This window comes from Marivita cryptomonadis (genome assembly GCF_002115725.1).
In the GTDB taxonomy this organism is placed as follows: domain Bacteria; phylum Pseudomonadota; class Alphaproteobacteria; order Rhodobacterales; family Rhodobacteraceae; genus Marivita; species Marivita cryptomonadis.
Genome location: NZ_JFKD01000017.1, coordinates 66,141 through 90,991, shown reverse-complemented (window position 1 = coordinate 90,991; position 24,851 = coordinate 66,141). Strand labels below are relative to the sequence as shown.

Genomic DNA, 24,851 nt, shown 5'->3' with positions numbered 1-24,851 from the left:
AGACCTCAGTGCCACCAATCGCCGGGCCGGTGCGATCCACCGGCACCTATATCGCCTTTGTCATGAGGCTTTTGTCGCGATCCACGCCGGATCATCCAAATCGCCAGCACAATCAGAATCGCAAGTGGCGCGATCTGAATAATCGGCGTGATGTCGAAATTCTGCTCCATAACCAACAGCCTAGTCTGTGGTTGGGCTGCGTGTCAAAAGGACCAACTCCATGCTCCTGATAACCTGCCCCTATTGCGGCGTGGCTGCCGAAGAAACCGAACTGCATGCCGGCGGCGAAGCGCACCTGACACGCTTCGGCCCCGACAGCTCGGACGAGGATTTCACCGGCTACCTGTTCCACCGCGAAAACCCAAAAGGGGTGCATTTCGAACGCTGGCGGCATGTGAACGGCTGCGGCAAGTGGTTCCACGCGGCGCGCTGCACCAACACGCTCGAAGTGTTCGGCACCTACAGCGCCCAGACGACCGAGCCGCCGAAAGACATCCTCGACACCATCCGCGCCAAACGCCCCGGCTTCACATGGAGGACCATCGCGTGATCCTTCATCTTGCCCAGAAAACTCCCGCCGGAGGCTCCGACGCTTCCGCCAGCGCCAAGGTCTGACTTATGAGCACCCGCGTTCAAACCCAGGGCCGCCTGATCAACCGCGACCGTCCCGTGTCGTTCAAGTTCAACGGCACGCTCCTGAACGGCTATCAGGGCGACACGCTCGCCTCCGCGCTTCTGGCCAATGACCAGATGCTGATGGGCCGCAGCTTCAAATACCACCGCCCGCGCGGCGTTGTGGCCTCCGGTTCCGAAGAGCCCAACGCGATTGTCGGCCTGGGCACCGGCAACCGGTTCGAGCCGAACCAGCGCGCCACAACGACCGAGATTTTCCACGGTCTGACCGCCATCAGCCAGAACCACTGGCCGTCGCTGAACTACGATGTGGGCATCGTGAACAACCTGTTGTCGCGCTTCCTCAGCGCCGGCTTCTACTACAAGATGTTCATCCATCCGCGCCCGTTCTGGAAACACATCTACGAGCCGTTCATCCGCCATTCTGCCGGTCTGGGCAAAGCCCCGGATGCCAAGTCGCGCGATGAAGACCGGTACGAGCATTTCTACGCCTTCACCGATGTGCTGGTGATCGGCGGCGGCGTGGCTGGTCTGCAATCCGCACTGACCGCTGCCCGTGCCGGGGCCAAGGTTCTGCTACTCGAACAGACCGCCCACCTGGGGGGGCGCGCGCCAGTTGACGGTGGCACCATCGACGGGATGGAACCAGACGCCTGGATCGCAAAGGCCCGCGAGGAACTCAATGCACTGCCCAACGCACAGATCCGGACCCGCACCATGGGGGCAGGGGTCTATGACCACGGATATGTTCTTGGCTACGAACGCCTGACCGATCACGCGCCCGAAGCGGCCGGTCCACGCCACCGTCTGTGGCGCATTCGTGCAGCGCAAATCATCACCGCAACCGGCGCCATCGAACGCCCGCTCTCCTTTGCCGGCAACGACATCCCCGGCGTGATGCTGGCCTCTGCCGTGCGCGACTACCTCGTGAACTTCGGCGTCAGCCCCGGCGACCGCACCGTGGTCGTCACCAACAACGACGACGCCTACCGCACCGCTATTGCTCTGGTGCAGGCCGGTCTCAAGGTGCCCGCGATCCTCGACGCCCGTCCCGAAGGTGGAGGCGCTCTGATGGACGAAGCCAAGGCGCTTGGCATCCGCGTCGAAACCGGCGCGGCGGCGGTCAAGGTCAAGGGCGCGAAACGTGTGCATTCCGTTTGCCGCGGTGTTCAGGCGGGCGAAGGTGAAGTGCTCGAGGAGATCTTCTGCGATGCGGTCGCCATGTCCGGCGGCTGGTCTCCGGTGGTGCACCTCTGGTCCCATTGCGGTGGCAAGCTGATTTGGGACGCGTCCCAAGCCGCGTTCCGCCCCGATCATGACCGCGCGCCCACCAGCCATGATGGCAACCCGTTCGTCGTGACCTCCGGTGCCGCCGATGGCGCGTTCCACCTGAACGACGTGCTGCAAAACGCGGCAAACGCAGGCAAAACCGCCGCCGCGCGTGTCGGTGCTGAAAAGGGCGATGCCGCCGCGTCCAGCGGCGAAGCGCCCGATGAAGCCCCGTTGGTTCCGGTTTGGATGATGCCGCAAGGTGCAAAAAAGCAACTGCGCATGAAAGCGTGGCTGGATTACCAGAACGATGTCAAAGTGGCCGATGTGCAACTGGCCGCGCAGGAAGGCTTTGAATCGGTCGAACACACCAAGCGTTACACCACGCTTGGCATGGCCACAGATCAGGGAAAACTGAGCAACATCAACGGCCTTGCAACCCTTGCGAATGCATTGGGTGCAGATATTCCACAGGTCGGCACCACCACCTTCCGCCCGCCCTATACCCCCATTTCGATGGGTGCGATTGCGGGCGAAGCACGCGGCGACATCTTCCAGCCGATCCGCAAGACGCCGATGCATGACCGGCACGAAGCGAACGGCGCGCATTGGGAACCGGTCGGCCATTGGCGCCGCGCCTATGCTTTCCCGCGCAAGGGCGAAAGCGTGCATGATGCGGTCAAACGCGAAGTGCTGGCCACCCGCAACAGCCTCGGCCTGCTCGACGCGTCCACACTGGGCAAGATCATCGTCAAAGGCCCCGACGCGGGCCGCTTCCTCGACATGCTCTACACCAACATGATGAGCACGTTGAAACCGGGCAAATGTCGCTACGGCCTGATGTGCAGCGAAAACGGCTTTCTGTCGGATGACGGCGTGGTCGCGCGCATCGACGAGGACACATTCCTTTGCCACACCACCACCGGCGGCGCGGATCGCATCCACGCCCACATGGAAGAGTGGCTTCAGACCGAATTGTGGGACTGGAAAGTCTGGACCGTCAACGCGACCGAGCAATTCGCGCAGGTCGCCGTGGTTGGCCCGAATGCCCGTAAGCTACTGGAAAAGCTGGGTGGCATGGATGTCAGCAAAGAGGCGCTGGCCTTCATGGAGTGGAAAGACGGCGAATTGGCGGGCTTCCCCGTGCGAGCCTATCGTATCTCGTTCTCGGGCGAACTGAGCTACGAAATCGCCGTACCTGCCAATCTGGGGCGCGCCTTCTGGGACAAACTGATCGAGGCTGGCAAGGAGTGGGACATCACGCCTTACGGCACCGAGGCGCTGCACATCATGCGGGCCGAAAAGGGCTTCATCATGATCGGCGATGAAACCGATGGCACGGTAATCCCTCAGGACCTTGGTCTCGATTGGGCGATTTCCAAGAAGAAAGAGGACTATATCGGCAAGCGTGCGCAGGCACGGTCGCACATGACCGATCCCAAGCGCTGGAAGCTGGTGGGTCTCGAAACGCTGGACGGCTCGGTCCTTCAGGATGGCGCTTATGCCATCGCGGACGGTGTGAACGAGAATGGCCAGACCAATACCGAAGGCCGTGTGACCTCGACATACCATAGCCCAACTCTGAACAAGGGCATCGCCATGGGGCTGGTCCTGAACGGGCCTGACCGTATGGGCGACGTGATCACCTTCACCAATGGCGGCAACCCGCCCAAGAAAGCCCGGATTGTGAACCCGGTGTTCTTTGATCCCGAGGGGGAGAAGCAGAATGTCTGACGTGGCTCTGGCGCTGGGTGGCGCAAATTTTGACGGTCTGGTCGAAATCACCGAATTGGCCGGGCAGGGTATGGTGACCCTGCGTGGCGATCTGACGGATAACACCATCGTCACCGCAGTGAATGACGTTTTCGGTGTCACGCTGCCGGGCACGCGCGAAACCGCATTTTCTGGGGACACTGGCGCTCTCTGGATGTCGCCGGACGAGGCCATGCTGCTATGTTCCTATGACAAGGCGCAAGATCTTGCAGATGATTTGGCGGCCAAATTGGCAGACGCCCATGCGCTGGTGGTTAATGTTTCTGACGCCCGCGCCGTGTTCCAGTTGAAAGGCACTATGTTGCGCGAAGTGATCGCCAAACTGGCACCCGTCGACATGCGCGCAGACGCATTCACCCCCGGTATGGTCCGACGCACGCGCATGGCACAGGTCGCCGCCGCTTTCTGGATGGACGATGCCAGCACGGCACGTGTGGTCTGCTTCCGGTCGGTCGCCGCGTACATGTTCGGTATTCTGTCCATGTCAGCGGATGACTCTTCGGCAGTGAACCATTTCACCCGCTGACGCGTTTATCCCTTGAGAGGCAGGATTATTCCCGGATTGGCGCAGCCGCAGGGCTTGACCTTGGCGGTGCGTCACATCAGGTATGCCTGTGTAATTTGACGCACCAACGAGGGGACACCACCATGGCTTTCGAACTTCCTGATCTGCCCTACGCCCACGACGCGCTGGCCAGCAAAGGCATGTCCAAAGAGACACTCGAGTACCACCACGACCTGCACCACAAGGCCTATGTCGACAACGGCAACAAGCTTATCGCCGGCACCGAATGGGACGGCAAGTCGATGGAAGAGATCATCAAGGGCACCTACAACGCCTCTGCCGTTGCACAGAACGGGATCTTCAACAACATCAGCCAGCTGTGGAACCACAACCAGTTCTGGGAAATGATGGGTCCCGGCGACAACAAAATGCCGGGCGATCTGGAATCCCGCATCGCTGACGCGTTCGGTACAGTCGACAAATTCAAGGAAGAATTCTCAGCCGCTGGTGCAGGCCAATTCGGCTCTGGTTGGGCTTGGCTGGTCGTAGACACCGACGGCACCCTGAAAATCACCAAGACCGAAAACGGCGTGAACCCGGTCTGCTTCGACCAGACAGCGTTGCTGGGTTGCGACGTGTGGGAGCATTCCTATTACATCGACTTCCGCAACAAGCGGCCCGCGTATCTTGCCAACTTCTTGGACAATCTCGTCAACTGGGAAAACGTGGCCGAGCGTTTGTCGAACGCCTGATCGGTTGACATTGATCTTGAAAAGCCCTGTCAGATTGGCAGGGCTTTTTGCATTTCGGACACTCTGATCATGCTGCGCGTCATCACCTCGGATCATTCGCTATACTGTGCCAAGCTCCGCATCCTGTTGCGGCACAAGGGGCTCGCGTTTGAAGAGATGCCGCCCCCCGGTGGCGGTGGGTCGCCGGAATACATGTCCATCGTGCCTTCCGGCAACATCCCGGCGCTGTTGGATGGCGATTTGGTGCTGACCGACAGCGAGGCGATTGCAGAATACCTCGAAGAAAAGCACCCCGACCGCCCAATGCTGCCCAACACAATGATCGGCAGGGCCCTGTCACGCGAGCGGTCGCGGTTTTCCGACACGCGGCTGGAACCGGCGTTGCGATTGACGTTTCCCCATGTCGCTCCGGCGACCCGCGATCCAAAGGCCATCACCGAAGCGCATGCGATGATCACCAAACGTCTCAACGCACTGGCTGTGATGCTCGAGCGGTCGCAGTTGCCCCGCGATCAGCTTTGGATGGGGGATTGCGGTACCATTGTCACTTTGGAATGGATCGCGCTGTTCGAAGGCCCGGTCATTCCCGTGCTGGACTGGCCCAAAGCAGTGATCGCCTATCGTGCGCAGATGCTGGCGCATCCCGCAGTTGCAGACGAAATGACCGCCTACCGTCCTGAAATGCTGCGCTACATGCACGAAAAAGGTGCGCTCTGAGCTGATCTTGACCGGCACATCAGACCCTTGCGCATCCCGGTGCCGCCGGATACCGCTGACGGTGGAGGCCCATCATGACAGACACTCAGAAAGGCGTTGTCGCGCTGATCGCCGCCTGCTGTATCTGGGGGCTGTCCGGCTTGTTCTACAAGGCGTTGAGCGACGTTCCCTCGCACGAAGTGCTGGCGCATCGCACCGTGTGGTCGCTGGTATTCTTCGGGATCGTCATCGGGGTGCAAGGCCGCCTTCATGTTCTCTGGAGTGCCGTGCAGAACCCTGCGTCGCTCAAGGTCATCGTGGCTGCCGCACTTCTGATCTCGGTGAACTGGTTTCTGTTCATCTGGTCGATTCACGCCGGACGCGCGACCGAAGCATCCATGGGCTACTATATCTTCCCGCTCGTTGCCGTTCTGATCGGCCGCTTAGTGCTCAGCGAACGCCTGAGCCGCACGCAATGGGTGGCTATCACGCTGGCTGCAACGGGTGTGATGTCGTTGACCATCGGTCTTCACATCCTGCCGTGGATCTCACTCGTTCTGGCAAGCACCTTTGGCTTGTACGGGTTACTTAAGAAACGTCTTGATCTTGGGCCGGTCATTTCGGTCTCTGCCGAAGTGCTGATCCTCTGCCCGCTTGGACTGGGATGGCTGATCTACCTGCATATGGGGCAGGGCGGCGCATTTGGGCAAGAACTGACGCAATCGCTGTTGCTCATGGCGTCAGGTCCTATCACCGCCATGCCGCTGATCCTGTTTTCTTTTGGCGCGAGGCGGCTGACCATGTCGACGGTGGGGATCGTGCAATACATCAATCCCACGCTTCAGTTCCTTGTGGCCGTGCTGATCTTTGGGGAACCGTTTGGCGTGGTCCACCTGATCGCGTTTGCCCTGATCTGGTCGGCGCTCGCGATCTATTCCAGCAGCGCTTTCACTCAGGACAGGGCGCGGCGCAGGGCGGTGATGGTGTCCGAAGCTGAAGTGGTGGTCTCCACGAACCCCAGTAGCGACGCATCGGCAAAACCCTGATCGACCACATGGTCCAGCAGTGCGGTAAGCGGTGCCCAGTAATCATCGACACTGAGCAATATGATAGGCTTGCCATGCAGGCCCAATTGCCGCCATGTGAGCACTTCGAAAAACTCATCAAGCGATCCGGCGCCACCCGGCAGCACGACGATGGCGTCCGCGTTCATCACCATCACCTTTTTGCGTTCATGCATGGTTTCAGTGATGATAAAGCGGGTGAGATCGGTTTTGCCCACCTCCAGATCCATCAGGTGCGTCGGGATCACCCCGAACGTGTCGCCCCCCGCGTCCTGTGCCGCGCGTGCCACGGTGCCCATCAGCCCGACATCCCCCGCGCCATAGACCAGCCGCCAATGTTCGCCCGCAATCGCACGACCAAGCGCATCTGCTGCATCGGCATAGGCCGGGTTCTGGCCGGGACGTGAGCCGCAATAGACACAGATGGACTTCTTGATCATGGGGGCACATCCTTGACTCTAGGCGAAAAGTTGCCTCGTGATACCTGTGTTGATAGACACGCTCAACTGCGGGATAGGCATATTGCCATTCTGTCACGGACACTTGGGGTAAGATGAGCAAATTCGCTTTGGCAAACGGCAGGTCCGGGCTTGTGCTTGGAGGCGTGGCCGCCGCGGGTGCGGTGGCATTGGCGCTTTATGCCAGTGGCTCGTTGTTTCCCTCAACCACAACTGATGCCCCAAGCGCGCAAGTCGCGCCTCAGCCCGATGCCACCTCGGCGCCTGCACAAGCTGTCGTGGCACCGCAACAAGAGGTGTCTGAACAGGACACGTCCAACACCGATGACGTCGCTGCGTTGGCGCCTGAACCCGACGCGCCAACCGATGTCGCCGAGAGTGCGGCAGACGACACTTCACCGGTCTTGGACGAGGCGGAAGACGTCACAATCGCAGCAGCAGAGCCGCAAGCCACGCCCGCGCCCGAGGCGCCAGCCTTTGACATCGTCCGCGTCGCCCCGGATGGGCAAACGCTGGTCGCAGGACGTGCACCAGGCGCACGCGATGTAACCGTTCTGATCGACGGAGTTGAAGCCGGCCGGGCTGAGGTGGATGGGTCGGGCAAGTTTGTGGCATTCCTCGATCTTCCTCTCAACGACGCACCACGCGTTGTCAGTTTGCTGTCGGATGGCGAACTGGGTCAGGCAGAAAGTTTGGATCAGGTGATCTTGGCCCCCGTAGTGCGCACTGCTGAAGCTCCGGAAGCACAACCAGAGCCAGTGGCCGAAAGCGCGCAAGTCGAGATCGCCGCGCTGCCGGAACAGCCGGACGACGAAAGCGCACAGGTCTCCGAGACACAAGAGCCGCCTAACCCCGCGCAGCAAGACGCCACGGCTCGTGTCGAGACAGCAGAGAGCACCCAAGTCACAGAGATCGCAAACGGGGCCGAAACCGCTGTAGCCAACGTGCCGCCCCCCCCGGTAGAGGACGCCGCAGCGTCAGAGCAGGTCGCAACCGTCACCAACGACCCGGTCGCCCCCCCAACGGTGGCAACCACCGCCAGCGAAGAAACACCCCCGGCGGCAAGCGCGCCAGCGGTGATCCTGTCGACCGAAGCGGGTGTGAATATCCTTCAGACCGGTGGTAGCGCGCCCGAAGCGCTCGACCAGATTGCGCTCGACGCAATCACCTATGAAGACGCGGGCGCAGTGGCGCTCACCGGGCGTGGATCAGCAGAGGAATTCGTTCGGGTCTATCTCGACAACCAGCCGGTGCTGACGACTGACATCGGAACCGACGGCCAATGGCGCGCCGAACTGCCTGACGTAGACACAGGTACCTACACATTGCGGGTCGATGCGGTGGATGCAGCGGGTGAGGTGACATCACGGGTCGAAAGCCCGTTCCGCCGCGAAGATCCGGTCGTTTTGGCGCAAGCGGCAGACCGCGCTGGCGGGCCTTCAGTGATCAAGGTCGTGACGGTTCAGCCGGGCAACACGCTCTGGGCGATTGCGCGGGATCGCTACGGCGAAGGCCCGGCTTATGTCAAACTCTTTGAAGCCAACCGCGACCGCATCCGCGACCCTGATCTGATATACCCCGGACAGGTCTTTTCCATCCCTGACTGACGTGGGTGTCACGCAGCTGTGATTTTATTGCGCTAGCCCTGCGACCATACCGCATATTGCGGGGGTTGTCCGTTGGCGTCCGCGATATATAGTATTGATTATAGATCGGGGCGGGGCTCCCGTCCTGAGGCTGGAACAGGCAGACAGGGCAGGAGACGAGTCCCGCGATGGATGGTAATTTCAGAACGGCTTTTGTACGCGAACCGGGTGCGCTGCGACACCATCCGGCACTTGTGCTGAATGCGGATTACAGGCCTTTGTCCTATTATCCGCTGTCACTTTGGCCGTGGCAGGACGCGGTGAAAGCGGCGTTTCTCGACAGGGTGGACATTGTCGCAGAATACGATGAGGTGGTCCGTAGCCCGTCGATGACGCTTCGAATACCGAGCGTCGTGGTGCTTAAAGATTATGTCAAACCGCAAAAGCGCGTGGCGTTCACGCGCTTTAATCTTTTTCTACGGGATGAATTCCGCTGCCAGTATTGCGGAGCAAAGGGTGAACTGACCTTTGACCACGTCGTGCCGCGTGCCTCTGGCGGTATAACGTCCTGGGAAAATGTGGTCGCGGCATGTGCGCCGTGTAACCTGCGCAAAGGATCCAAAAGCCTTCGTCAGGCGGGTTTGGCGCTGCGCAAGCCGCCCCGACAGCCGGGGGCTCAGGAGTTGTTGAACATGGGGCGTAAGTTTCCGCCCAACCACTTGCATGACAGCTGGATGGACTTTCTGTACTGGGACGCCGAGCTACAGGCGTGACGCAATCGAGCCTACGGGCGGCAAGGCTTGGTTAAACGCCTTGATAAACGGCTTACAAGGCGCTTCCCGGTGCTTACCTCGAAAGCTGCGCCGCCTCGCGCGCCAGCTCTTCAATGGCCTTCCAGTCGCCCTTGGTGACAAGGTCTTTTGGAGCCACCCAGCTTCCCCCGGCGCAGAGCACGTTCGACAGGCCCAAATAATCCGGCGCGTTCTTGAGCGAGACGCCCCCTGTTGGACAGAACCGTACCTGCGGGATCGGTGCGCCAATAGCCTTGAGCGCGGGCGCGCCGCCATTCGCTTCGGCTGGAAAGAATTTCTGAACGGTATAACCGCGCTCCAGCAACGCCATCGCCTCAGACGCGGTGGCAGCCCCTGGCAGAAGCGGCAGATCCGCCGCCTCGCAGGCGTCCAGTAGGCGGTCCGTAGCGCCCGGTGAGACACCGAACCGCGCACCTGCGTCTACAGCGTTCTGAACGTCCTCGGGGGTGAGCAGGGTGCCTGCACCCACAACGCCGCCCTCGACCTGTGCCATCTCGCGGATCACGTCCAAAGCGGCGTCCGTGCGCAATGTTACTTCCAGCACCGGCAATCCACCCGCGACAAGGGCTTCGGCCAAAGCGCGTGCAACGCTGGCATCATCCACCACAAGCACCGGTATGATCGGTGCAAGGCGGCAGAGCTTTTCGCTTTCGACGCTGGCTTGTAGAGGCGTAATCATATTTTATTCCTGTAGCTTGTGGCAGGTTTTTAATGTGATGCGTTAAACCACGACACCCGCGCCGTATTCCGCCAGCCCTACATTGGCGCGGAACGCCGCAAATAGCTCGCGCCCGACACCATGACCATTGCCGCTCAGGTCCGCGGTCACTGGTTCACGCTGAGCAAAGTCGGCTGCCAGACAGTCAATCTTGCCGCTGACCGCATCGACGCGCAACAGATCGCCATCGCGCACCCGTGCCAGCGGGCCACCCTTGGCCGCCTCGGGCGACACATGAATGGCCGACGGCACTTTGCCCGAGGCACCGGACATGCGCCCATCGGTGACCAGAGCCACCTTTAGACCGCGATCCTGAAGCACGGATAGCGTGGGGGTCAGGCTGTGCAACTCCGGCATCCCGTTCGAACTTGGGCCCTGAAAGCGGACAACCACGATGGTGTCCTCGGTGAATTCGCCATTCTTGAACGCGGTTTTCACGTCTTCCTGATCGTGGAACACGCGGGCTTTCGCTTCGATCACATGGCGTTCCGGCGCGACGGCAGAAGTTTTCATCATGCCTTTGCCAAGATTGCCCGCCAGTTGCTTAAGTCCGCCAGTCGGCTGGAACGGATCGCTGGCCGGGCGCAGGATTCTGTCGTTCTGGGTTTCGCCCGCGCCGGGGCCGTAAACCACGCGCCCATCCGCAATCTTCGGTTCCTGCGAATAAAGATGCAGGCCGTCACCGGCAACGGTTTTGACATCTTCGTGCAGCAGGCCTGTCTTGAGCAGTTCACCGATCATGAAGCCCAGACCGCCCGCAGCGTGGAAGTGGTTCACGTCGGCCAATCCATTCGGATACACCTTTGCCATCAGCGGTGTGACGGACGAGATATCCTCAAAGTCCTCAAGCCGCAGTTCAACGCCTGCAGCGCGTGCCATAGCGGGCAGGTGCAGCACAAGGTTCGTTGAACCGCCCGTCGCCATCAATCCCACGATACCATTCACAAAGGCCTTTTCGTCAAGCACATCGCAGACCGGGCGGTAGTCATTGCCCAGCTGCGTGATCTCGAGTGCGCGTTCGGTGCCAGCCACCGTCAGTGCTTCGCGCAGCGGTGTGCCCGGATTGACAAAGCTGCTCCCGGGCAAATGCAGCCCCATGAACTCCATCAGCATCTGGTTTGAATTGGCCGTGCCGTAGAAAGTGCAGGTGCCGGGACTATGATACGAGGCCATTTCCGCCTTCATCAACTCGTCGCGGCCCACTTCACCGGCTGCAAATTTCTGGCGCACTTTGGCCTTTTCATCATTCGGCAGGCCCGAGGGCATGGGACCGGCCGGGATGAAGATGCCCGGAAGATAGCCGAATGTTCCTGCGGCGATCACAAGCCCCGGCACGATCTTGTCACACACACCAAGATACAGCGCAGAATCAAACGTGTTATGGCTGAGCGCCACACCAGCGGCCAAAGCGATCACATCGCGCGAGAAAAGCGACAGTTCCATTCCGACCTGTCCCTGAGTGACGCCGTCACACATGGCGGGTACACCACCTGCGACTTGCGCCGTCCCACCCGCGGCGCGGGCGGCCTCACGGATGATATCGGGATATCTTTCAAAGGGTTGGTGGGCTGACAGCATGTCGTTATAGGCTGTGACGATACCGATGTTCGGGCTGCGCTCGGTGGCGAGCGTGTCTTGATCCTGTCCCATCGCCGCATAGGCATGGGCCTGGTTGCCACAGCTCAGATGAGCGCGCCGAGGCCCTTCGGCTGCGGCCTGTCGCATCCGCTCCATATAGCGACCGCGAGTGGTTTCAGAGCGTTCCTGAACGCGCTCCGTCACCCGTTTGATCGTGTCATTCAGAGAGTGTGCCATGATGCCTCCGCGCAAAATTCGCCTTGGGTTCGTTGGTCATGTAGTGAAGTTAGCGCTAACAGTAAAGGTCTATCGCCTACGCTGCAAGTTTCACGCGCTGCTGTTATTTGCCTTAAATTGTGCCGATTTTGCCGTGATGAGGTCCATATGTCGCGTCAGTATGCCCGCAAAGAAACGATCAAGCCCCAGAAAAGAGGCACGGACATGCGCAAATTTTTCAAACCTCTGATGGCAGTGATTCTCTTGGCGGCGCTTTCAGCCTGCGGTGGCGTCCCAACGGCGACACGATCTGCGATGCCCGATGACACCATGTTGGGGGCGGCGCTGCCACCAGATGTACGGATCGAAAGCTTTACGGTGAACGTGCCGCGATCGCTCAAGGTGAATGACCGCAATCTCTATTATCCGATCGGGGATATCGTATGGCGCGGAGAACCGCGCGGCGATCGCTATGCCCAGGTGCAGGCAATGTTCGAATCCGGACTGCGCGATGCGGCGCAACGTGTTGATGGCCCACGCCCGGTTCGGCTGGACATCCAGGTCACCCGCTTCCATTCGCTGTCCGAAAAAGCCCGCTACACGGTTGGTGGCGTGCATGACATCGATTTCCGATATCGCCTTGTTGATGCCGAAACCGGGATCGCGCTTGGACCATCGAAGCTGGTCAATGCTGACCTGAACGGTTTGGGCGGGCAAGCCGCGCTCGAGGCTGAAGGTCGCGGGGAGACTCAGAAAGTGCGCATCATCGCTCACCTGTCGCGGGTCATTGTCGAAGAACTGACCATTCCGGAAGGGCATGTGACCGCCAAGCTCGGCCTCTTGCAGGCGATCAACGATCTCTGAGCTGAAAAAGACGGCTTCCCCCTGTGAAGCGAGGGGCGTAAAGGGGGCGGTATGACACCATCCCCATTACCTGTGATCCGCCTGTTGCCCAAAACCAAACCGCAAGCCATTCGGCGCGGCTATCCTTGGGTCTATGCCAACGAGGTCGTCACCGACCGCCGCACCCGCGCGATGACGCCCGGCACCATTGCCGTTCTCGAAGATGCCGAGCGCAGTCCGCTGGCCCTTGTGGCGGTGAACCCGAATTCCAAGATTATCGGACGTGTGCTTGATGGCCCAGAGGCCACAGCCCCGGATCAGGACTGGTTTGCGAAGCGGCTTCACAAAGCTCTGTCGCTGCGAGAACGGCTGTTCGACGCGCCGTTCTACCGTCTGATCCATGCCGAAGCAGATGGCCTGCCCGGGGTGATCATCGATCGCTTCGGCGACACCGCCGTGGTGCAGCCCAATTCCGCGTGGGCCGACGTGCTGCTGCCCGAACTGTCGGCGGCCCTGGCCGAAGTGACGGGTGTGACCACGATCCTCAAGAATGCTGGCGGTCGGGGACGATCGCTTGAAGGTCTGGACGATGTGGATGCGGTCCTATTGGGCGATGCGCCCAATGCACCAGTTTCGGTTCACATGAATGGCGCCACCTACATGGCCGATTTGATGGGGGGGCAGAAGACAGGAATCTTCTTCGACCAACGCCCCAACCAAGCATTTGCGGCCGGATTGGCGCAAAACGCGCGTGTCCTCGACGTGTTCTCCCATGTCGGTGGGTTCGGCCTTGCCGCTCTGGCTGGTGGAGCCGTGTCGGCACAGTGTGTGGACGGCTCTGAGCCGGCGTTGGCACTTGCTGCCCAAGGCGCTGAACATATGGGTGCCACGGAGCGCTTCTCGATCACCAAAGGTGATGCGTTTGCCGTCTTGACCACGCTTGGAGAAGAACAGGCAGAGTTCGATCTGGTCGTCTGCGACCCTCCCGCGTTCGCCCCGTCGAATAAGGCGCGCGAGGCGGGTTTGCGTGCCTACGAGCGGGTGGCGAGATTGTCTGCGCCTTTGGTGGCTGAAGACGGGTATCTGGTCCTGTGTTCATGTTCGCATGCCGTTGATCTGACAGCGTTTACTGGCGCGTGTCTGCGCGGCATCGGCCGGGCAGGCCGTCGCGCGCAACTGATCCACACGGGCCAAGCCGGACCAGATCATCCGCTGCTGCCGCAACTGGCGGAATCAGGGTATCTCAAAGCGTTGTTCTTTCGGCTGTGAAGGTCTGCCTCGACACTTGCGTGCTGTATCCCACGGTGATGCGCGAGGTGTTGCTGGGGGTGGCAGCGCAAGGGCTGTATGAACCACTTTGGTCCAAGCGGATTTTGGGCGAATGGTCGCGTGCGGCAGCCAAGCTGGGTCCGGCCGGGCAGGTGCAGGCGGATGCAGAGATTGCAATGGTGTCTGCGCGCTGGCCTCGCGCCACGGTTTCTCCGCCCGCAGGTCTGCTGGATAGGCTCTGGTTGCCCGATGCCAATGATGTGCATGTTCTGGCGGCGGCGATCGCGGGCCATGCGGATGTGATCATAACCGTCAATGCCAAGGATTTCCCGCGCAATATTTTGGCCGAGGAAGGCCTGTCACGCGCTGATCCTGACGCATTCCTTGTCGGTCTGCATGCCAGCGCCCCCGACGCCGTTGCACACGCTGTGTCCAAGGTTCATGCCGAGGCCAACCGCTTGTCAGGGGCTCAGTGGGATCTGCGCAAGCTGATGAAAAAAGCGCGTTTGCCCCGTTTGGGCAAAGCACTGCAGTCGGGCTCAGATTATTCGTACGAATAATCTAAACAACATGAATTTTCGTACGAGAATTCTGCTCCGTCAGCGCAGGTAGTCCATTGGATCTACGCTGTCGAACCCCTTACGCACCTCGAAGTGAACCCGAGACGGTTCGAAATCGGCAACCTTTGCGATCGCTTGTCCGCGACTGACCGCGTCTCCTTTGGCGACAGTAATCCCGTCCACATGCGTGTACACGGTCAGTAGGTTGTCCGGATGGCGGATCACGAGTATGTTGATCCCGTCCGTGTTGCGCGTGATCGCCGCGACCTGACCGCTGGCGGCAGCTTTGACCGTCGTGCCCACGGCAGCGCCGATGTCGATGCCATCGTTCCGGCCCTTGGAATATTCGCGGATGATGCTGCCTTGTACCGGAAAGGCCATGGCAGCAGTCGACGCGCTGGCGGCGGTTTGTGCGCCGACATTTGCGGCGGGCGCGGCTGCGGCGGCCGTGGCTGTTGCAGCGGCAGCCGCGGCGGTGGGTGCGTCAGGCAAAGGTTGTGACGCTGACGGAGGCTCTGGGGTACGGGACCCGGTGCCTGGTGGTGGCGGAGTGTCTTCGTCTATCGGGGCGGCTGCGGTGACCACTGGGATCAGCAAGTATTGGCCTTCGCGCAAAGAAAAACTGCTGTCGAGCCCGTTCCATTCCGCGATCGACCGCACCGAAACATTATAAAGACGGGCAATGGTGAACGCTGTTTCCCCACGCTTGACCTGGTGACGGATCGGCTCGGTGCCAGTCTGTGGTGCGGGACGTGTCGCCGCCGGTGTGGGTTCAGAGCGGTCGATGGCATCGCTGGCCAGTGTCGTGATGTCGATCTCCGAGCTGGGGCGGATCGGTCCTGTGCTGATCGCGCCGGTCTCGGGCGAGGGTTCTGCGACGCGGCGGGGCAGCGCGATGATTTCCCCGGCGCGCAGCGGATCGCCGGTCTGGATGCCATTATAGCGTGCCAGTTCATCGGCGGGCAGACCGACTCGAGCGGCAAGCCGCGCGAGCGTGTCGCCGCGCTGAGCCACCGCGACCTGATAATTGGGATAGGAGATCACGCCGCGATCGTCGGGTGCGGGCCGAGGCGCCGTTGCGGCACGGGCGGCATCGGCAGTGTTGAAACCGCTGTTCATCAATCCGCGCATATCAAGATCAAGCGGTTCGGAGCAGGCCGCCAAGAGCGCCAAGACCGAGAGACTGGTGCTAACTCGAAAACCGGAACGAAGGGAAACTTTGCGTACAGCCATATCGATATCCTCAAATGCGCCGGTTGTGCCCCGGTCGTCATGCGCCACTATGCCTTGATTACCCGTCGCGGGCTACCCCTTCGACCAAGGGCACAAAGCGAACAGGCCTCAATTCATCGTAATCCAGCCCGTCCGGCGTGCGCCTGACCCGGATCAGGTGCTGCACGGCATCCGATTGCCCCACAGGCAGCACCATGATGCCGCCGACTTTAAGTTGTGCCAAAAGCGGCCCCGGCGGGTCTTCAGCGGCGGCGGTCACAAGGATACGATCGAATGGCGCTTGGTCAGGCAGGCCGAAACTGCCATCCGCTGTAAAAGCAGTGACGTTTGTCAGGCCCAACTGGTCGAACACTTCGCGCGCCTCGCGGACAAGCCGGGGATGGCGGTCCACGGTATAGACCCGGCGCGCCAACTGGCTCAGGATCGCAGCTTGGTAGCCTGATCCTGTGCCGACTTCGAGCACCGTATCGCGCGGGCTGATCTCGAGCGCTTGTGTCATCAATCCCACCACTGACGGCTGGCTGATGGTCTGACCGCAGGCAATGGGCAAGGGCATGTCTTCGTAAGCACGTTCAGCGAAATAGCCACGAATGAAGGGCGCGCGGTCGATTTGCTCCATCGCCGTCAACACAGCGGCATTGGTCACACCGCGCGACCGGAGCGCATAAAGGAACTGCATCTTGAGTTCCGCGTCTTCCATCAAAGAAAGGCGTCCTGCATCGCGTCCAGCTGATCGGACGCGGTGAGGTCAGCACGCATTGGAGTAACGCTGATAAAGCCCGCAAGGTTTTCGGACGCATCGCTGCCCGGCGCTGTAGGGGCACGTTGGTCGCCGCCCTTGATCCAGAGAAAGCGGCGGCCCGACGGCGAATTGTGCGGCTCCACAGAAAAGCGCGTGCCCTCGCGAATGCCTTGCGGCGTGATCCGCGTGCCTTTCACGTCCGCTGCAGGCACGGGCGGGAAGTTCACGTTGTAGAACAGGCGGTAGCCGGTCTGGTCTTCAGGGTCGTGGGCAAGAATCCGCCGGACCACCTCGGCGCCATGAATGCGGGCGGCCTCGAACGGGTCATCGATTTGCGCGTTGTCTGGGCCGTAATATTGTGACAGCGCAATCGCCGGGATACCCTGCAGCGCCGCTTCCATCGCGCCACCCAGAGTGCCGGAATAGAGCGCGTTCTCGGCCGAGTTGTTGCCCCGATTGACGCCGGACAGCACAAGGTCGGGAGGGCAATCGACCATCACGTCATGCAGGCCGGCCAAGACGCAATCCGCCGGGCTGCCTTCGGCGGCAAAGCGCCGGTCGCCCATTTCGCTGACCATCATCGGGTGGGTGTAGCTGATGCAGTGCCCAACGCCGGATTGTTCAAAGGCTGGGGCGACTGTCCAGACCTCTCCCGATGGGCCAGCCAGTTCATGGGCGATTTCGCCGAGTACTTTCAGCCCCGGTGCATTGATCCCGTCGTCGTTGGTAATAAGTATGCGCATCTGCTCTGCCTTGCTTTTGTCCTGCATAGGCCAAGCCCCGTCCTGCGGCAAGCATCCGCCGTTTTGGTCGGGGCGCGGGCTTCGCGTTGACGCAAAATCGCGGATGCGGCGACGCATCCGGCTCCCGGATCACCCGGCGAGAATTTCCGGCAGCAATCGCGCAGCTTCATCCTTCGGCAAAGCCAGCGCGCTGCGGTCTTCGCCGGGAAAGAAACGTGCCCGCAGATGGGTGACCATCGGCTGCGGCGTCAGAATCTTTACCTTTGGTCCGATAGACGCGGTTTCTGCCTGCCACGACTTGGCAAGGCTGATCTGTGCATCTTTGGTTGTGCCGTAATGGCCAAAGAATTTTTCTCCGCCATGGCTGTCGTCGAAGAACACCGCACTGCCGTCGCGTTTGAGCAGTGGCGCGATATAAGGAACCAGATGGGACATCGCATCTAGATTGATCGACACCGACTTTTTCCAATCTTTCTGGTCGAGATGATCGACCGGAGACAGCGGGCCGGCATGAATTGCCGTGTGAACCCAAAGTTCGATCTGACCCCAGCGGTCATGCACCGATCGGCAAAGCTGTGCCATCGCGTCCGCCTTGGTGATGTCCATCGGTGCCAGTGTTGCACTGCCGCCTTTCGATTGGATGCGGTCATCCAGCTCTTCGAGCCCGCCCACGGTGCGCGCGACGGCGATGATGTGATGGGTGTCGGCCAGCGCCTCTGCCAATGCAAAGCCAAGACCGCGTGAGGCGCCGGTGACCAGCGCAAGGGGGCGTGATGTGTCCGTCATGTCCCGTCACATGCCTTTTTGCCGCCCCGCCCGCAAGAGGGCAGTGCTTGACTTGATGCTGCATTTGCAGAATTAACAGGGCAAGAAACAGACAAATGAGGGACACTCGCCATGACATTGACGCAAGCTGCCTTGGGCAAGACAACTCTTTTCCGCCAGGCGCTGCTCGCGCTCGGAGGCGCTGCGTTCATCGCGGTTGCCGCGCAGGTGAGCATCGGCTGGCCGGTGCCGATCACCTTGCAGACGCTGGCAATCCTGATCGTTGGCCTGACCTTCGGCTCGCGCCTCGCACTGGTGACAATGATTGCCTACCTTGGCTATGGCGCGATGGGATTGCCGGTGTTTGCCAATGGCGGCTCGGTGGCGTCGTTGGTCGGTCCGACCGCAGGCTTCCTTTACGGTTTTGTCGCGATGGCGTGGCTGGCGGGTCTGGCAGTTGAAAAGGGCATCGCGCGCGGCGTGGTCTCGACTGCGCTTGTAGGCATTGCACTTTCGGCGCTGATCTACCTTCCGGGTCTTGCGTGGCCTGCAGCGATGCTGGGCAAGACAATGCCCGAGCTTTGGGCTGGCTGGATGGCACCGTTCCTGCTGGGTGACGCGATCAAGGCAGTGATTGCTGCGCTGGTTGTAACCGGCGCGTGGAAAGCGCTTTCGGGTCGCAAAGCCTAAGATTTTACCAACCGGTAAAAATTGACCCCCGTCGAGCAATCGGCGGGGGTTTTTCTTTGTGAGAAGGAATTTGGGAGCGCTGCCCCCGTCGCGCAGGCGCGATTCTCCGGAGGTAATTATGAAACGACGAAGATCAGGAGGTCGGTGCAGGCATTTCAAGCCAGTGTGCCGTCCCGTTGCGCGCGAGTGCGACGCGGCCATCTTCGATGGCGACAACAGTCTGGCCGTTCACCGAGTCACCGCGTGACACTGTGGCGGTCGTGCCGCCACGCAGTTTCAGCAGCGCTTGCAAATCGGTTTGGGATCCGAATGTACCAAGCAGGGTTAGCGTGCCACCGAGATCGTTGGTGGTCTGTGTCGCCTCTTGGGCAACGAGTGGTGGGGTGGTCTCTTGTGCCATGGGTCACGGTCTGTTGTTTCGCTCACCCGCCACATGGGCAGGTTTGCGGGCGAAGAACAGAGGGCAGTTCGTGCCTGCGCGGAAGGCTGCCGAGCGTTACTCGGCTGCCTTCATCTGAAACCCTTTTTCCATCATGTCGGACGGTTTCACGGGGTACTCGCCCGAAAAACACGCGTCGCAATATTGCGGCGATTTGGGGTCACGGCCAGACGCTTCGCCCACCGCGCGGTAGAGCCCGTCGAGCGAAATGAACTTCAGGCTGTCGACGCCCAAGTGATCGCGCATTTCGTCTTCGGACATGGTTGCCGCAAGCAGCTTTTCGCGCTGTGGTGTGTCGACACCGTAAAAGCACGGCCATGCTGTCGGGGGCGATGCAATGCGGAAATGCACCTCGGCGGCACCGGCATCAAGGATCATTTCCTTGATCTTGCGGCTGGTGGTGCCGCGCACCACGCTGTCATCGACCAGCACAACGCGCTTGCCCTTGATGAGGGCGCGGTTGACGTTGAGCTTGAGGCGCACACCCATGTTGCGGATCTGCTCTGTCGGCTCAATGAAGGTACGCCCCATATACTGGTTGCGAATGATCCCCATCCCGTAGGGAATACCGCTCTCATGGGCATAGCCGATGGCAGCAGGGGTGCCGCTGTCAGGCACCGGGCAGACCAGATCGGCGTCCACGGGTGTTTCACGGGCCAGTTCCACACCGATCTGGCGGCGGGTCTCATAGACCGAGCGGTCGCCGATGATGCTGTCGGGGCGCGAGAAATAGACATGCTCGAAGATGCAGAAGCGCGATTTCTGTGGACGGAAGGGGCGGATCGATTCGACGCCGTGTTCGGCGGTGATGACGACCATTTCGCCGGGGTCTATCTCGCGTACATATTCCGCACCGATGATGTCGAGTGCACAGGTTTCGGAACTCAGCGCCCAGCCATCGCCGATCTTGCCCAGCACAAGCGGGCGCACACCCAATGGGTCGCGAACGCCGATCAACTTGGTCCGGGTCATCGCCACGACCGAGAAGGCGCCTTCGACACGGCGCAGCGCGTCTTCCATCCGTTCAGGGATATTGCGCTGGAGCGAGCGGGCCATCAGGTGGATGATGCATTCGCTGTCGCTGGAACTCTGGAAGATCGAACCGCGTTCGATCAGTTCTTTGCGCAGGGCGATGGCATTGGTGATGTTGCCGTTGTGGGCGATTGCCGCGCCGCCCATGGAGAATTCACCAAAGAAGGGCTGCACATCGCGGATCTGTGTCTGCCCCTTGGACCCGGCGGTGGAATAGCGCACATGGCCGATGGCCAGTTCGCCGGGGAGGGTCTCCATCAGCTTTTGGCTGGTGAAGTTGTCACGCACATAGCCAAAGCGACGGGCGCTGTTGAAGCCGTGGTCTGGATGGTGGCTGACGATACCGCCAGCCTCTTGTCCGCGATGTTGCAACGCGTGCAGACCTAGGGCGACAAAGTTCGCCGCATCGGTAACACCGACCACGCCGAAGATACCGCATTCTTCTTTCAGCTTGTCGTCGTCAAAGGGATGGGCGGGAGGCATCTGGGTGTCGGACAAATCGGTACTCCGAATCCGTGGCAGCAGAGGATGCCCCCTCTTAAGCGCCATGAACGCCAGTGTCACGAAACTATCATGGTTCCGCGACAGGTTGACTGATGTTTCTCAGGTGTCGCTGTCAGAAGGTGCATCGCAGACGCCGACCAGCGCTTCGTATTGTGCTGTGATCCAGCCCAAGGCCTGTTCTGGGTTCTGATCTTCGATTTGGCCGGTGAAGCGGCTGAACACCACTGCGGACCGGCTGTCGTCGATCATCGTGATGTCCTGCGAGGTCACAACGACCTGATAGACAAAGAACGCCACTGCCACGAGCAGGATGCCACGCGCTACACCGAACAGGAACCCAAGCGCCTGATCGACGCCGCCCAAGGCCGAGCGTTGCACGATTGTGGAAAAGAGCGGGGTGAAGAACGACATTATGACAAGCGCCACGGTGAACACGGCAGCGAACCCACCGATCACACTGAGTTCGCAGCTTCCGGTCATGAATTCGCCGATCACCGGAATTTCGGTCATCAGCGGCCGCACCTGCGGTCCGAACATGAAGCCCAAAACGGCAGCAGCGATCCAGCCGAGAATGGCCATGGCTTCGCGGACGATACCACGCGAATAAGCCAGAAGCGCAGACAGAACGATGACGACGGCAACCACGCCGTCAATAATGGTGAACCCTTCCATCGGTCCCTTGCCCTTCTTTTTCTACGGATGGCGCTACCCTGCGCCGAACACATCACCAACAAAGCTTGCCAAAGCATCAATCTCGGTTGCCGCGATCCCATCGCGGGGCACCGATTTTCCACCCTTTGGCACTATCGCGGCGGTAAAACCAAGTTTTTGTGCTTCTTTCAACCGATTTTCAGTTTGGCCCACGGGGCGGAGCGCTCCGGACAGGCTGATTTCTCCGAAAACCACCGTTTCGGCGGGCAGGGCAATGTCCTCGCGGGCCGAGAGCAAAGCTGCCGCGACGGCAAGGTCAGCTGCGGGTTCGCTGACCTTCATGCCGCCTGCAACATTAAGGTAAACGTCCAATCCTGCAAACGGGATGCCGCAGCGGGCCTCCAACACGGCAAGGATCATCGCGAGGCGTCCACCATCCCAACCGACGACTGACCGCCGCGGTTGGCTGTGTGGCGTGGGGGCCACAAGCGCCTGAAATTCCACCAAAACCGGACGTGTGCCTTCGATCCCGGCAAAAACGGCAGATCCGGGGGATGGATCACCGCGTTCGCTGAGAAACAGAGCCGAGGGATTCGCGACCTCGGCCAATCCACTGCCGGTCATTTCGAACACTCCGATTTCGTCCGCCGGACCGAAGCGGTTCTTGACCGCGCGCAGGATGCGGAACTGGTGGCCGCGTTCGCCTTCGAAATAGAGCACGGTATCAACCATGTGTTCGACCACGCGGGGACCTGCAATCTGACCGTCTTTTGTGACATGGCCGACAAGGATCACAGAGGTGCCACGCCGCTTGGCAAAGCTGGTCAGTTCGTGCGCCGAGGCGCGCACCTGCGACACGCTGCCTGGGGCAGAGGCGACATTGTCCGCCCACATGGTCTGGATCGAGTCGATGATGGCCAGATCCGGCTTTTCGTTTTCAAGTGTCGTCAGGATGTCGCGCAGGTTGGTTTCGGTCGCCAGTTTGACTGGCGCTTCTCGCAGGCCAAGACGAGCGGCGCGCATTCGCACCTGTGCGCTGGCCTCTTCGCCCGAGATATAGATGACCTTGAGGCCTGCGTTGGCAAAGGCCGCAGCCGCTTGCAACAGGAGGGTCGATTTGCCAATGCCGGGATCGCCACCCACCAGAAGCGCGGACGCAGGTACAAGTCCGCCGCCCAGAACGCGGTCCAGCTCATCCAGCTTTGAAATTGTGCGGGGCGGGGGGGCCTCATGGCCGGACAGATCGCTTAAAGGGAGGGACCGGCCTTTGGATGCGCCCAGCGTTTTGGATGCGGGACCGGCGGCCAGAGGCACTTCTTCGACGATAGAATTCCATTCGCCGCACGCATCACATCGGCCCGACCATTTGGTGGTCGTGCTTCCACAGGATTGGCAGACAAAGGTTGCGCTCGATTTCGCCATGACGACGCTTGTGACCCAAGCCGTGCGGGCCTGCAAGCGGCGGCTGCACCGCGTTGGTTATTCGGCAGCGCGCCGCGCGAGCAGGGCCACGATCCGGTTGTCGTCATTGTCGGGGAAGTCAGGCGGTTCGTCCCATTGGTCCGAGATGTTTGGCAGGTTTGCGACCCTGCGGGCAGGCACCGTTGGGGTCGCATCCGCGCTGAAGAGTTCGGGCAGGATGTCGGAAAGTTCTGACTGCAGGCGATCCAGTTGCGCCTTTGCGACGTCTTCCTCCAGTTCGACCTTATCGATCCAGACCCGCATTTCGGCTGCAGTGGCCTTGGCCGCGTCGAGCCTTGTGTTGAAGTCTTCGATTTCTTGCTGCCGCTGGATCAGGAAATCGCGGGCGCGGTTGATGCTGCTGTCGGAATAGGTGGTCGCAAGATCACGGGAGATGTGGCTCATCTGGCTTGCAATCTCAAGAACCGAAGGTTCCAGTTCCGCCAGATCAGGATGGTCGCGCAGGTAGGCCATACGCTCGCGGACCGAATCGAATTCCGATTTCAACTTGAACACGCCTTGGCGGTCAGCGGCATGGGACACACGATAGGCGCGGGTGACGTCCTCCATGCCGATGTGAAACCGGCGATGCGAGGTTTCAAGCGCCATGATACGCGCGTTCGCGGGCAGGAAAACGCACAGTCCAAGCAAAAGCGCAGAAAGACCGATTTGCACAACCTGTCCGGTCTGAGGGTAGTCGACACCCCCAAATGTAGCGGTCATTTCCAACCAAGGCGCATAGCCAAAGCTGCAGGCCAGTGTGTACCCCAATGCCCCAAGTCCAAGCAGGGCCACTGCCATAAACATCAAACGCTGCATCATCCAACCCGTTGAGACAACGAGCGACCGCATCGCACCAATCATCGAAGACCCCCAGTAACCATCTAAACATCGGCAACATCGGCGACTTTATGCCGAACCCTGTTCTGGACATACTGTTTTTTAACGATTTTTCCGACTGGCCCCGCAGATGTGAACAATTGGCATCAATCTACTGGATTGTTTCCGACACGCGATCAATCTGCACTGCGACGTGTTTCTGCGATGCTGATCAGCAATGACGCAAGAATGCAGGCGGTGAACAGGTACAGCCCCCAAGCTGTTTCGATCCGGCCGATCCCGATGCCTTTGACGATGGTGATATAAAGGGCAATCAGGAACACATCGGCCATCGCCAGCTTACCCATCAACGCCAATGCGGGTAGAACGCTTCGGCTGAGCAGGTGGAATTGAACGAGTGCCAGACCAACGGTCTTCAGATATGGGGCGACCAGCGCAAAGCCCGTGACGATCAGGGCCAGAACTATATCGGTTCCCCAAAGCGCCTGCAGACCGGTCAGAACGCTGATTTCGCTGAGGCCGAACAAGGGCAGCAGACCTGCGCGCATCAGCGGTGCCACCCATGCCACCGGGTAAAGCACCAGCAGCATAAGGTTGATCCACTTAAGCGTTGTCATCGCTCAGACGCGGGTCGCAAGCCAGAGGCCAAGAAAGGCCAGAACGCCGACAATGTGCAGCACGTCGATCCACCGCCACCGTCGCTGCGGAAGCACCAAGCTGAGCGCAAAGATTGCCGAGGCAACGAGCGGCAAGATCATCCCACCCCCAGACGCCTGAACACGGGCGATATCCGCATAAAGGGGCAGGGATTGTAGATTCAGGGCTGGAGCAAAACTGGCAAAGATCGCGGCGCTGCTGATGATCAGAGCAATCGCTGCCGGCACCCGCGCCATGCCGCGCCCTGCGATCATGCGCAGGACAGCCAGAAGCCCGAGCACTTCGAAGAAGACGAAGCGCTGGACGAAGATGAAAGCCAGCAGAACGGGAGAGGGTTCGAAAAAGCTCATACCCAGAGCGCC

The 24,851-nt window shown here is 60.5% G+C and carries 27 protein-coding genes; 12 read left to right on the top strand and 15 right to left on the bottom strand.

Annotated elements, in window-relative coordinates:
* Positions 1–5 precede the first annotated feature (5 nt).
* The gene (locus MCRY_RS22985; RefSeq protein ID WP_171046089.1) at positions 6–170 is read right to left on the bottom strand and encodes a hypothetical protein; all 165 of its coding nucleotides are present in this window, start codon (positions 168–170) and stop codon (positions 6–8) included.
* Between the two features lie 50 nt (positions 171–220).
* Between MCRY_RS22985 and MCRY_RS17535 the strand changes: the two genes are divergently transcribed.
* The 6 genes from MCRY_RS17535 to rarD all read left to right on the top strand — a co-directional run bounded on the left by MCRY_RS17535 (position 221) and on the right by rarD (position 6,674).
* Positions 221–550: a sarcosine oxidase subunit delta gene (locus tag MCRY_RS17535; RefSeq protein ID WP_085632253.1), complete on the top strand. Its 330-nt coding sequence runs from the start codon at positions 221–223 to the stop codon at positions 548–550.
* Positions 551–618: 68 nt separating this feature from the next.
* Positions 619–3,636, top strand: a complete 3,018-nt coding sequence (locus MCRY_RS17530) for a sarcosine oxidase subunit alpha family protein (protein ID WP_085632251.1) — start codon at positions 619–621, stop codon at positions 3,634–3,636.
* Positions 3,629–4,201, top strand: a complete 573-nt coding sequence (locus tag MCRY_RS17525; RefSeq protein WP_085632249.1) for a sarcosine oxidase subunit gamma — start codon at positions 3,629–3,631, stop codon at positions 4,199–4,201. The genes MCRY_RS17530 and MCRY_RS17525 overlap by 8 nt, the downstream gene beginning before the upstream one ends.
* Positions 4,202–4,323: 122 nt before the next feature.
* Positions 4,324–4,932 carry a superoxide dismutase gene (locus MCRY_RS17520; protein ID WP_085632247.1) on the top strand — a complete coding sequence of 203 codons (609 nt, stop codon included), beginning with the start codon at positions 4,324–4,326 and terminating at the stop codon, positions 4,930–4,932.
* A 69-nt stretch (positions 4,933–5,001) separates the two neighbouring features.
* Complete coding sequence (locus tag MCRY_RS17515) at positions 5,002–5,649, top strand: glutathione S-transferase family protein (RefSeq protein ID WP_085632245.1); 648 nt, start codon at positions 5,002–5,004, stop codon at positions 5,647–5,649.
* 74 nt (positions 5,650–5,723) lie between these two features.
* Entirely contained in the window at positions 5,724–6,674 is a 951-nt protein-coding gene (gene rarD, locus MCRY_RS17510; RefSeq protein ID WP_085632243.1) for an EamA family transporter RarD, read from the top strand.
* On the opposite strand, the gene MCRY_RS17505 is transcribed toward rarD, so the two are convergent.
* Positions 6,581–7,132: an LOG family protein gene (locus MCRY_RS17505; RefSeq protein ID WP_085632241.1), complete on the bottom strand. Its 552-nt coding sequence runs from the start codon at positions 7,130–7,132 to the stop codon at positions 6,581–6,583. The genes rarD and MCRY_RS17505 overlap by 94 nt on opposite strands.
* A gap of 113 nt (positions 7,133–7,245) precedes the next feature.
* Between MCRY_RS17505 and MCRY_RS17500 the strand changes: the two genes are divergently transcribed.
* Positions 7,246–8,757: a LysM peptidoglycan-binding domain-containing protein gene (locus MCRY_RS17500; RefSeq protein ID WP_085632240.1), complete on the top strand. Its 1,512-nt coding sequence runs from the start codon at positions 7,246–7,248 to the stop codon at positions 8,755–8,757.
* A gap of 167 nt (positions 8,758–8,924) precedes the next feature.
* Positions 8,925–9,509: an HNH endonuclease gene (locus tag MCRY_RS17495; RefSeq protein WP_085632239.1), complete on the top strand. Its 585-nt coding sequence runs from the start codon at positions 8,925–8,927 to the stop codon at positions 9,507–9,509.
* A 73-nt stretch (positions 9,510–9,582) separates the two neighbouring features.
* Here the strand turns inward: MCRY_RS17495 and eda are convergent, their stop codons facing one another.
* Complete coding sequence (gene eda, locus MCRY_RS17490; protein WP_171046090.1) at positions 9,583–10,227, bottom strand: bifunctional 4-hydroxy-2-oxoglutarate aldolase/2-dehydro-3-deoxy-phosphogluconate aldolase; 645 nt, start codon at positions 10,225–10,227, stop codon at positions 9,583–9,585.
* A gap of 42 nt (positions 10,228–10,269) precedes the next feature.
* On the bottom strand, positions 10,270–12,081 hold the full coding sequence (gene edd / locus MCRY_RS17485; protein ID WP_085632237.1) for a phosphogluconate dehydratase: 1,812 nt from the start codon (positions 12,079–12,081) through the stop codon (positions 10,270–10,272).
* 204 nt (positions 12,082–12,285) lie between these two features.
* On the opposite strand from edd, the gene MCRY_RS17480 reads away from it, so the two are divergent.
* From MCRY_RS17480 to MCRY_RS17470, 3 genes are read left to right on the top strand one after another with little or no spacing between them, the layout of a single operon-like run.
* Positions 12,286–12,924 (top strand): DUF6778 family protein, encoded by a 639-nt coding sequence (locus tag MCRY_RS17480; protein ID WP_138487914.1) that lies wholly within the window; start codon positions 12,286–12,288, stop codon positions 12,922–12,924.
* 51 nt (positions 12,925–12,975) lie between these two features.
* Positions 12,976–14,172, top strand: coding sequence for an RSP_2647 family RNA methyltransferase (locus MCRY_RS17475; protein ID WP_085632235.1), 1,197 nt, complete (start codon positions 12,976–12,978; stop codon positions 14,170–14,172).
* A complete protein-coding gene (locus MCRY_RS17470) occupies positions 14,169–14,732 on the top strand; it encodes an RSP_2648 family PIN domain-containing protein (RefSeq protein ID WP_085632233.1) in 564 nt (187 codons plus the stop codon). Before MCRY_RS17475 ends, MCRY_RS17470 begins: the two co-directional genes overlap by 4 nt.
* Before the next feature lie 39 nt (positions 14,733–14,771).
* On the opposite strand, the gene MCRY_RS17465 is transcribed toward MCRY_RS17470, so the two are convergent.
* The 4 genes from MCRY_RS17465 to MCRY_RS17450 form a co-directional block, all read right to left on the bottom strand.
* Positions 14,772–15,965, bottom strand: coding sequence for a LysM peptidoglycan-binding domain-containing protein (locus MCRY_RS17465; protein ID WP_085632291.1), 1,194 nt, complete (start codon positions 15,963–15,965; stop codon positions 14,772–14,774).
* Between the two features lie 58 nt (positions 15,966–16,023).
* A complete protein-coding gene (locus MCRY_RS17460) occupies positions 16,024–16,665 on the bottom strand; it encodes a protein-L-isoaspartate(D-aspartate) O-methyltransferase (protein WP_085632231.1) in 642 nt (213 codons plus the stop codon).
* Complete coding sequence (surE, locus tag MCRY_RS17455; protein WP_085632289.1) at positions 16,665–17,450, bottom strand: 5'/3'-nucleotidase SurE; 786 nt, start codon at positions 17,448–17,450, stop codon at positions 16,665–16,667. The genes MCRY_RS17460 and surE overlap by 1 nt, the downstream gene beginning before the upstream one ends.
* Positions 17,451–17,579: 129 nt before the next feature.
* Positions 17,580–18,236: an SDR family oxidoreductase gene (locus MCRY_RS17450; protein ID WP_085632229.1), complete on the bottom strand. Its 657-nt coding sequence runs from the start codon at positions 18,234–18,236 to the stop codon at positions 17,580–17,582.
* A 111-nt stretch (positions 18,237–18,347) separates the two neighbouring features.
* On the opposite strand from MCRY_RS17450, the gene MCRY_RS17445 reads away from it, so the two are divergent.
* A complete protein-coding gene (locus MCRY_RS17445) occupies positions 18,348–18,905 on the top strand; it encodes a biotin transporter BioY (RefSeq protein WP_085632227.1) in 558 nt (185 codons plus the stop codon).
* Positions 18,906–19,038: 133 nt separating this feature from the next.
* Here the strand turns inward: MCRY_RS17445 and MCRY_RS17440 are convergent, their stop codons facing one another.
* The 7 genes from MCRY_RS17440 to MCRY_RS17410 form a co-directional block, all read right to left on the bottom strand.
* Positions 19,039–19,305: an amidophosphoribosyltransferase gene (locus MCRY_RS17440; protein WP_238939668.1), complete on the bottom strand. Its 267-nt coding sequence runs from the start codon at positions 19,303–19,305 to the stop codon at positions 19,039–19,041.
* Between the two features lie 96 nt (positions 19,306–19,401).
* The gene (gene purF / locus MCRY_RS17435) at positions 19,402–20,859 is read right to left on the bottom strand and encodes an amidophosphoribosyltransferase (RefSeq protein WP_085632225.1); all 1,458 of its coding nucleotides are present in this window, start codon (positions 20,857–20,859) and stop codon (positions 19,402–19,404) included.
* Positions 20,860–20,979: 120 nt separating this feature from the next.
* A complete protein-coding gene (locus MCRY_RS17430; protein WP_085632223.1) occupies positions 20,980–21,552 on the bottom strand; it encodes a CvpA family protein in 573 nt (190 codons plus the stop codon).
* A gap of 33 nt (positions 21,553–21,585) precedes the next feature.
* Positions 21,586–22,953, bottom strand: coding sequence for a DNA repair protein RadA (gene radA, locus MCRY_RS17425; RefSeq protein WP_085632221.1), 1,368 nt, complete (start codon positions 22,951–22,953; stop codon positions 21,586–21,588).
* A 57-nt stretch (positions 22,954–23,010) separates the two neighbouring features.
* Positions 23,011–23,844, bottom strand: coding sequence for a DNA repair protein (locus MCRY_RS17420; protein WP_238940425.1), 834 nt, complete (start codon positions 23,842–23,844; stop codon positions 23,011–23,013).
* Between the two features lie 164 nt (positions 23,845–24,008).
* Entirely contained in the window at positions 24,009–24,449 is a 441-nt protein-coding gene (locus MCRY_RS17415) for a paraquat-inducible protein A (RefSeq protein ID WP_085632217.1), read from the bottom strand.
* 3 nt (positions 24,450–24,452) lie between these two features.
* The gene (locus tag MCRY_RS17410; protein WP_085632215.1) at positions 24,453–24,839 is read right to left on the bottom strand and encodes a hypothetical protein; all 387 of its coding nucleotides are present in this window, start codon (positions 24,837–24,839) and stop codon (positions 24,453–24,455) included.
* Between the last annotated feature and the right edge of the window lie 12 nt (positions 24,840–24,851).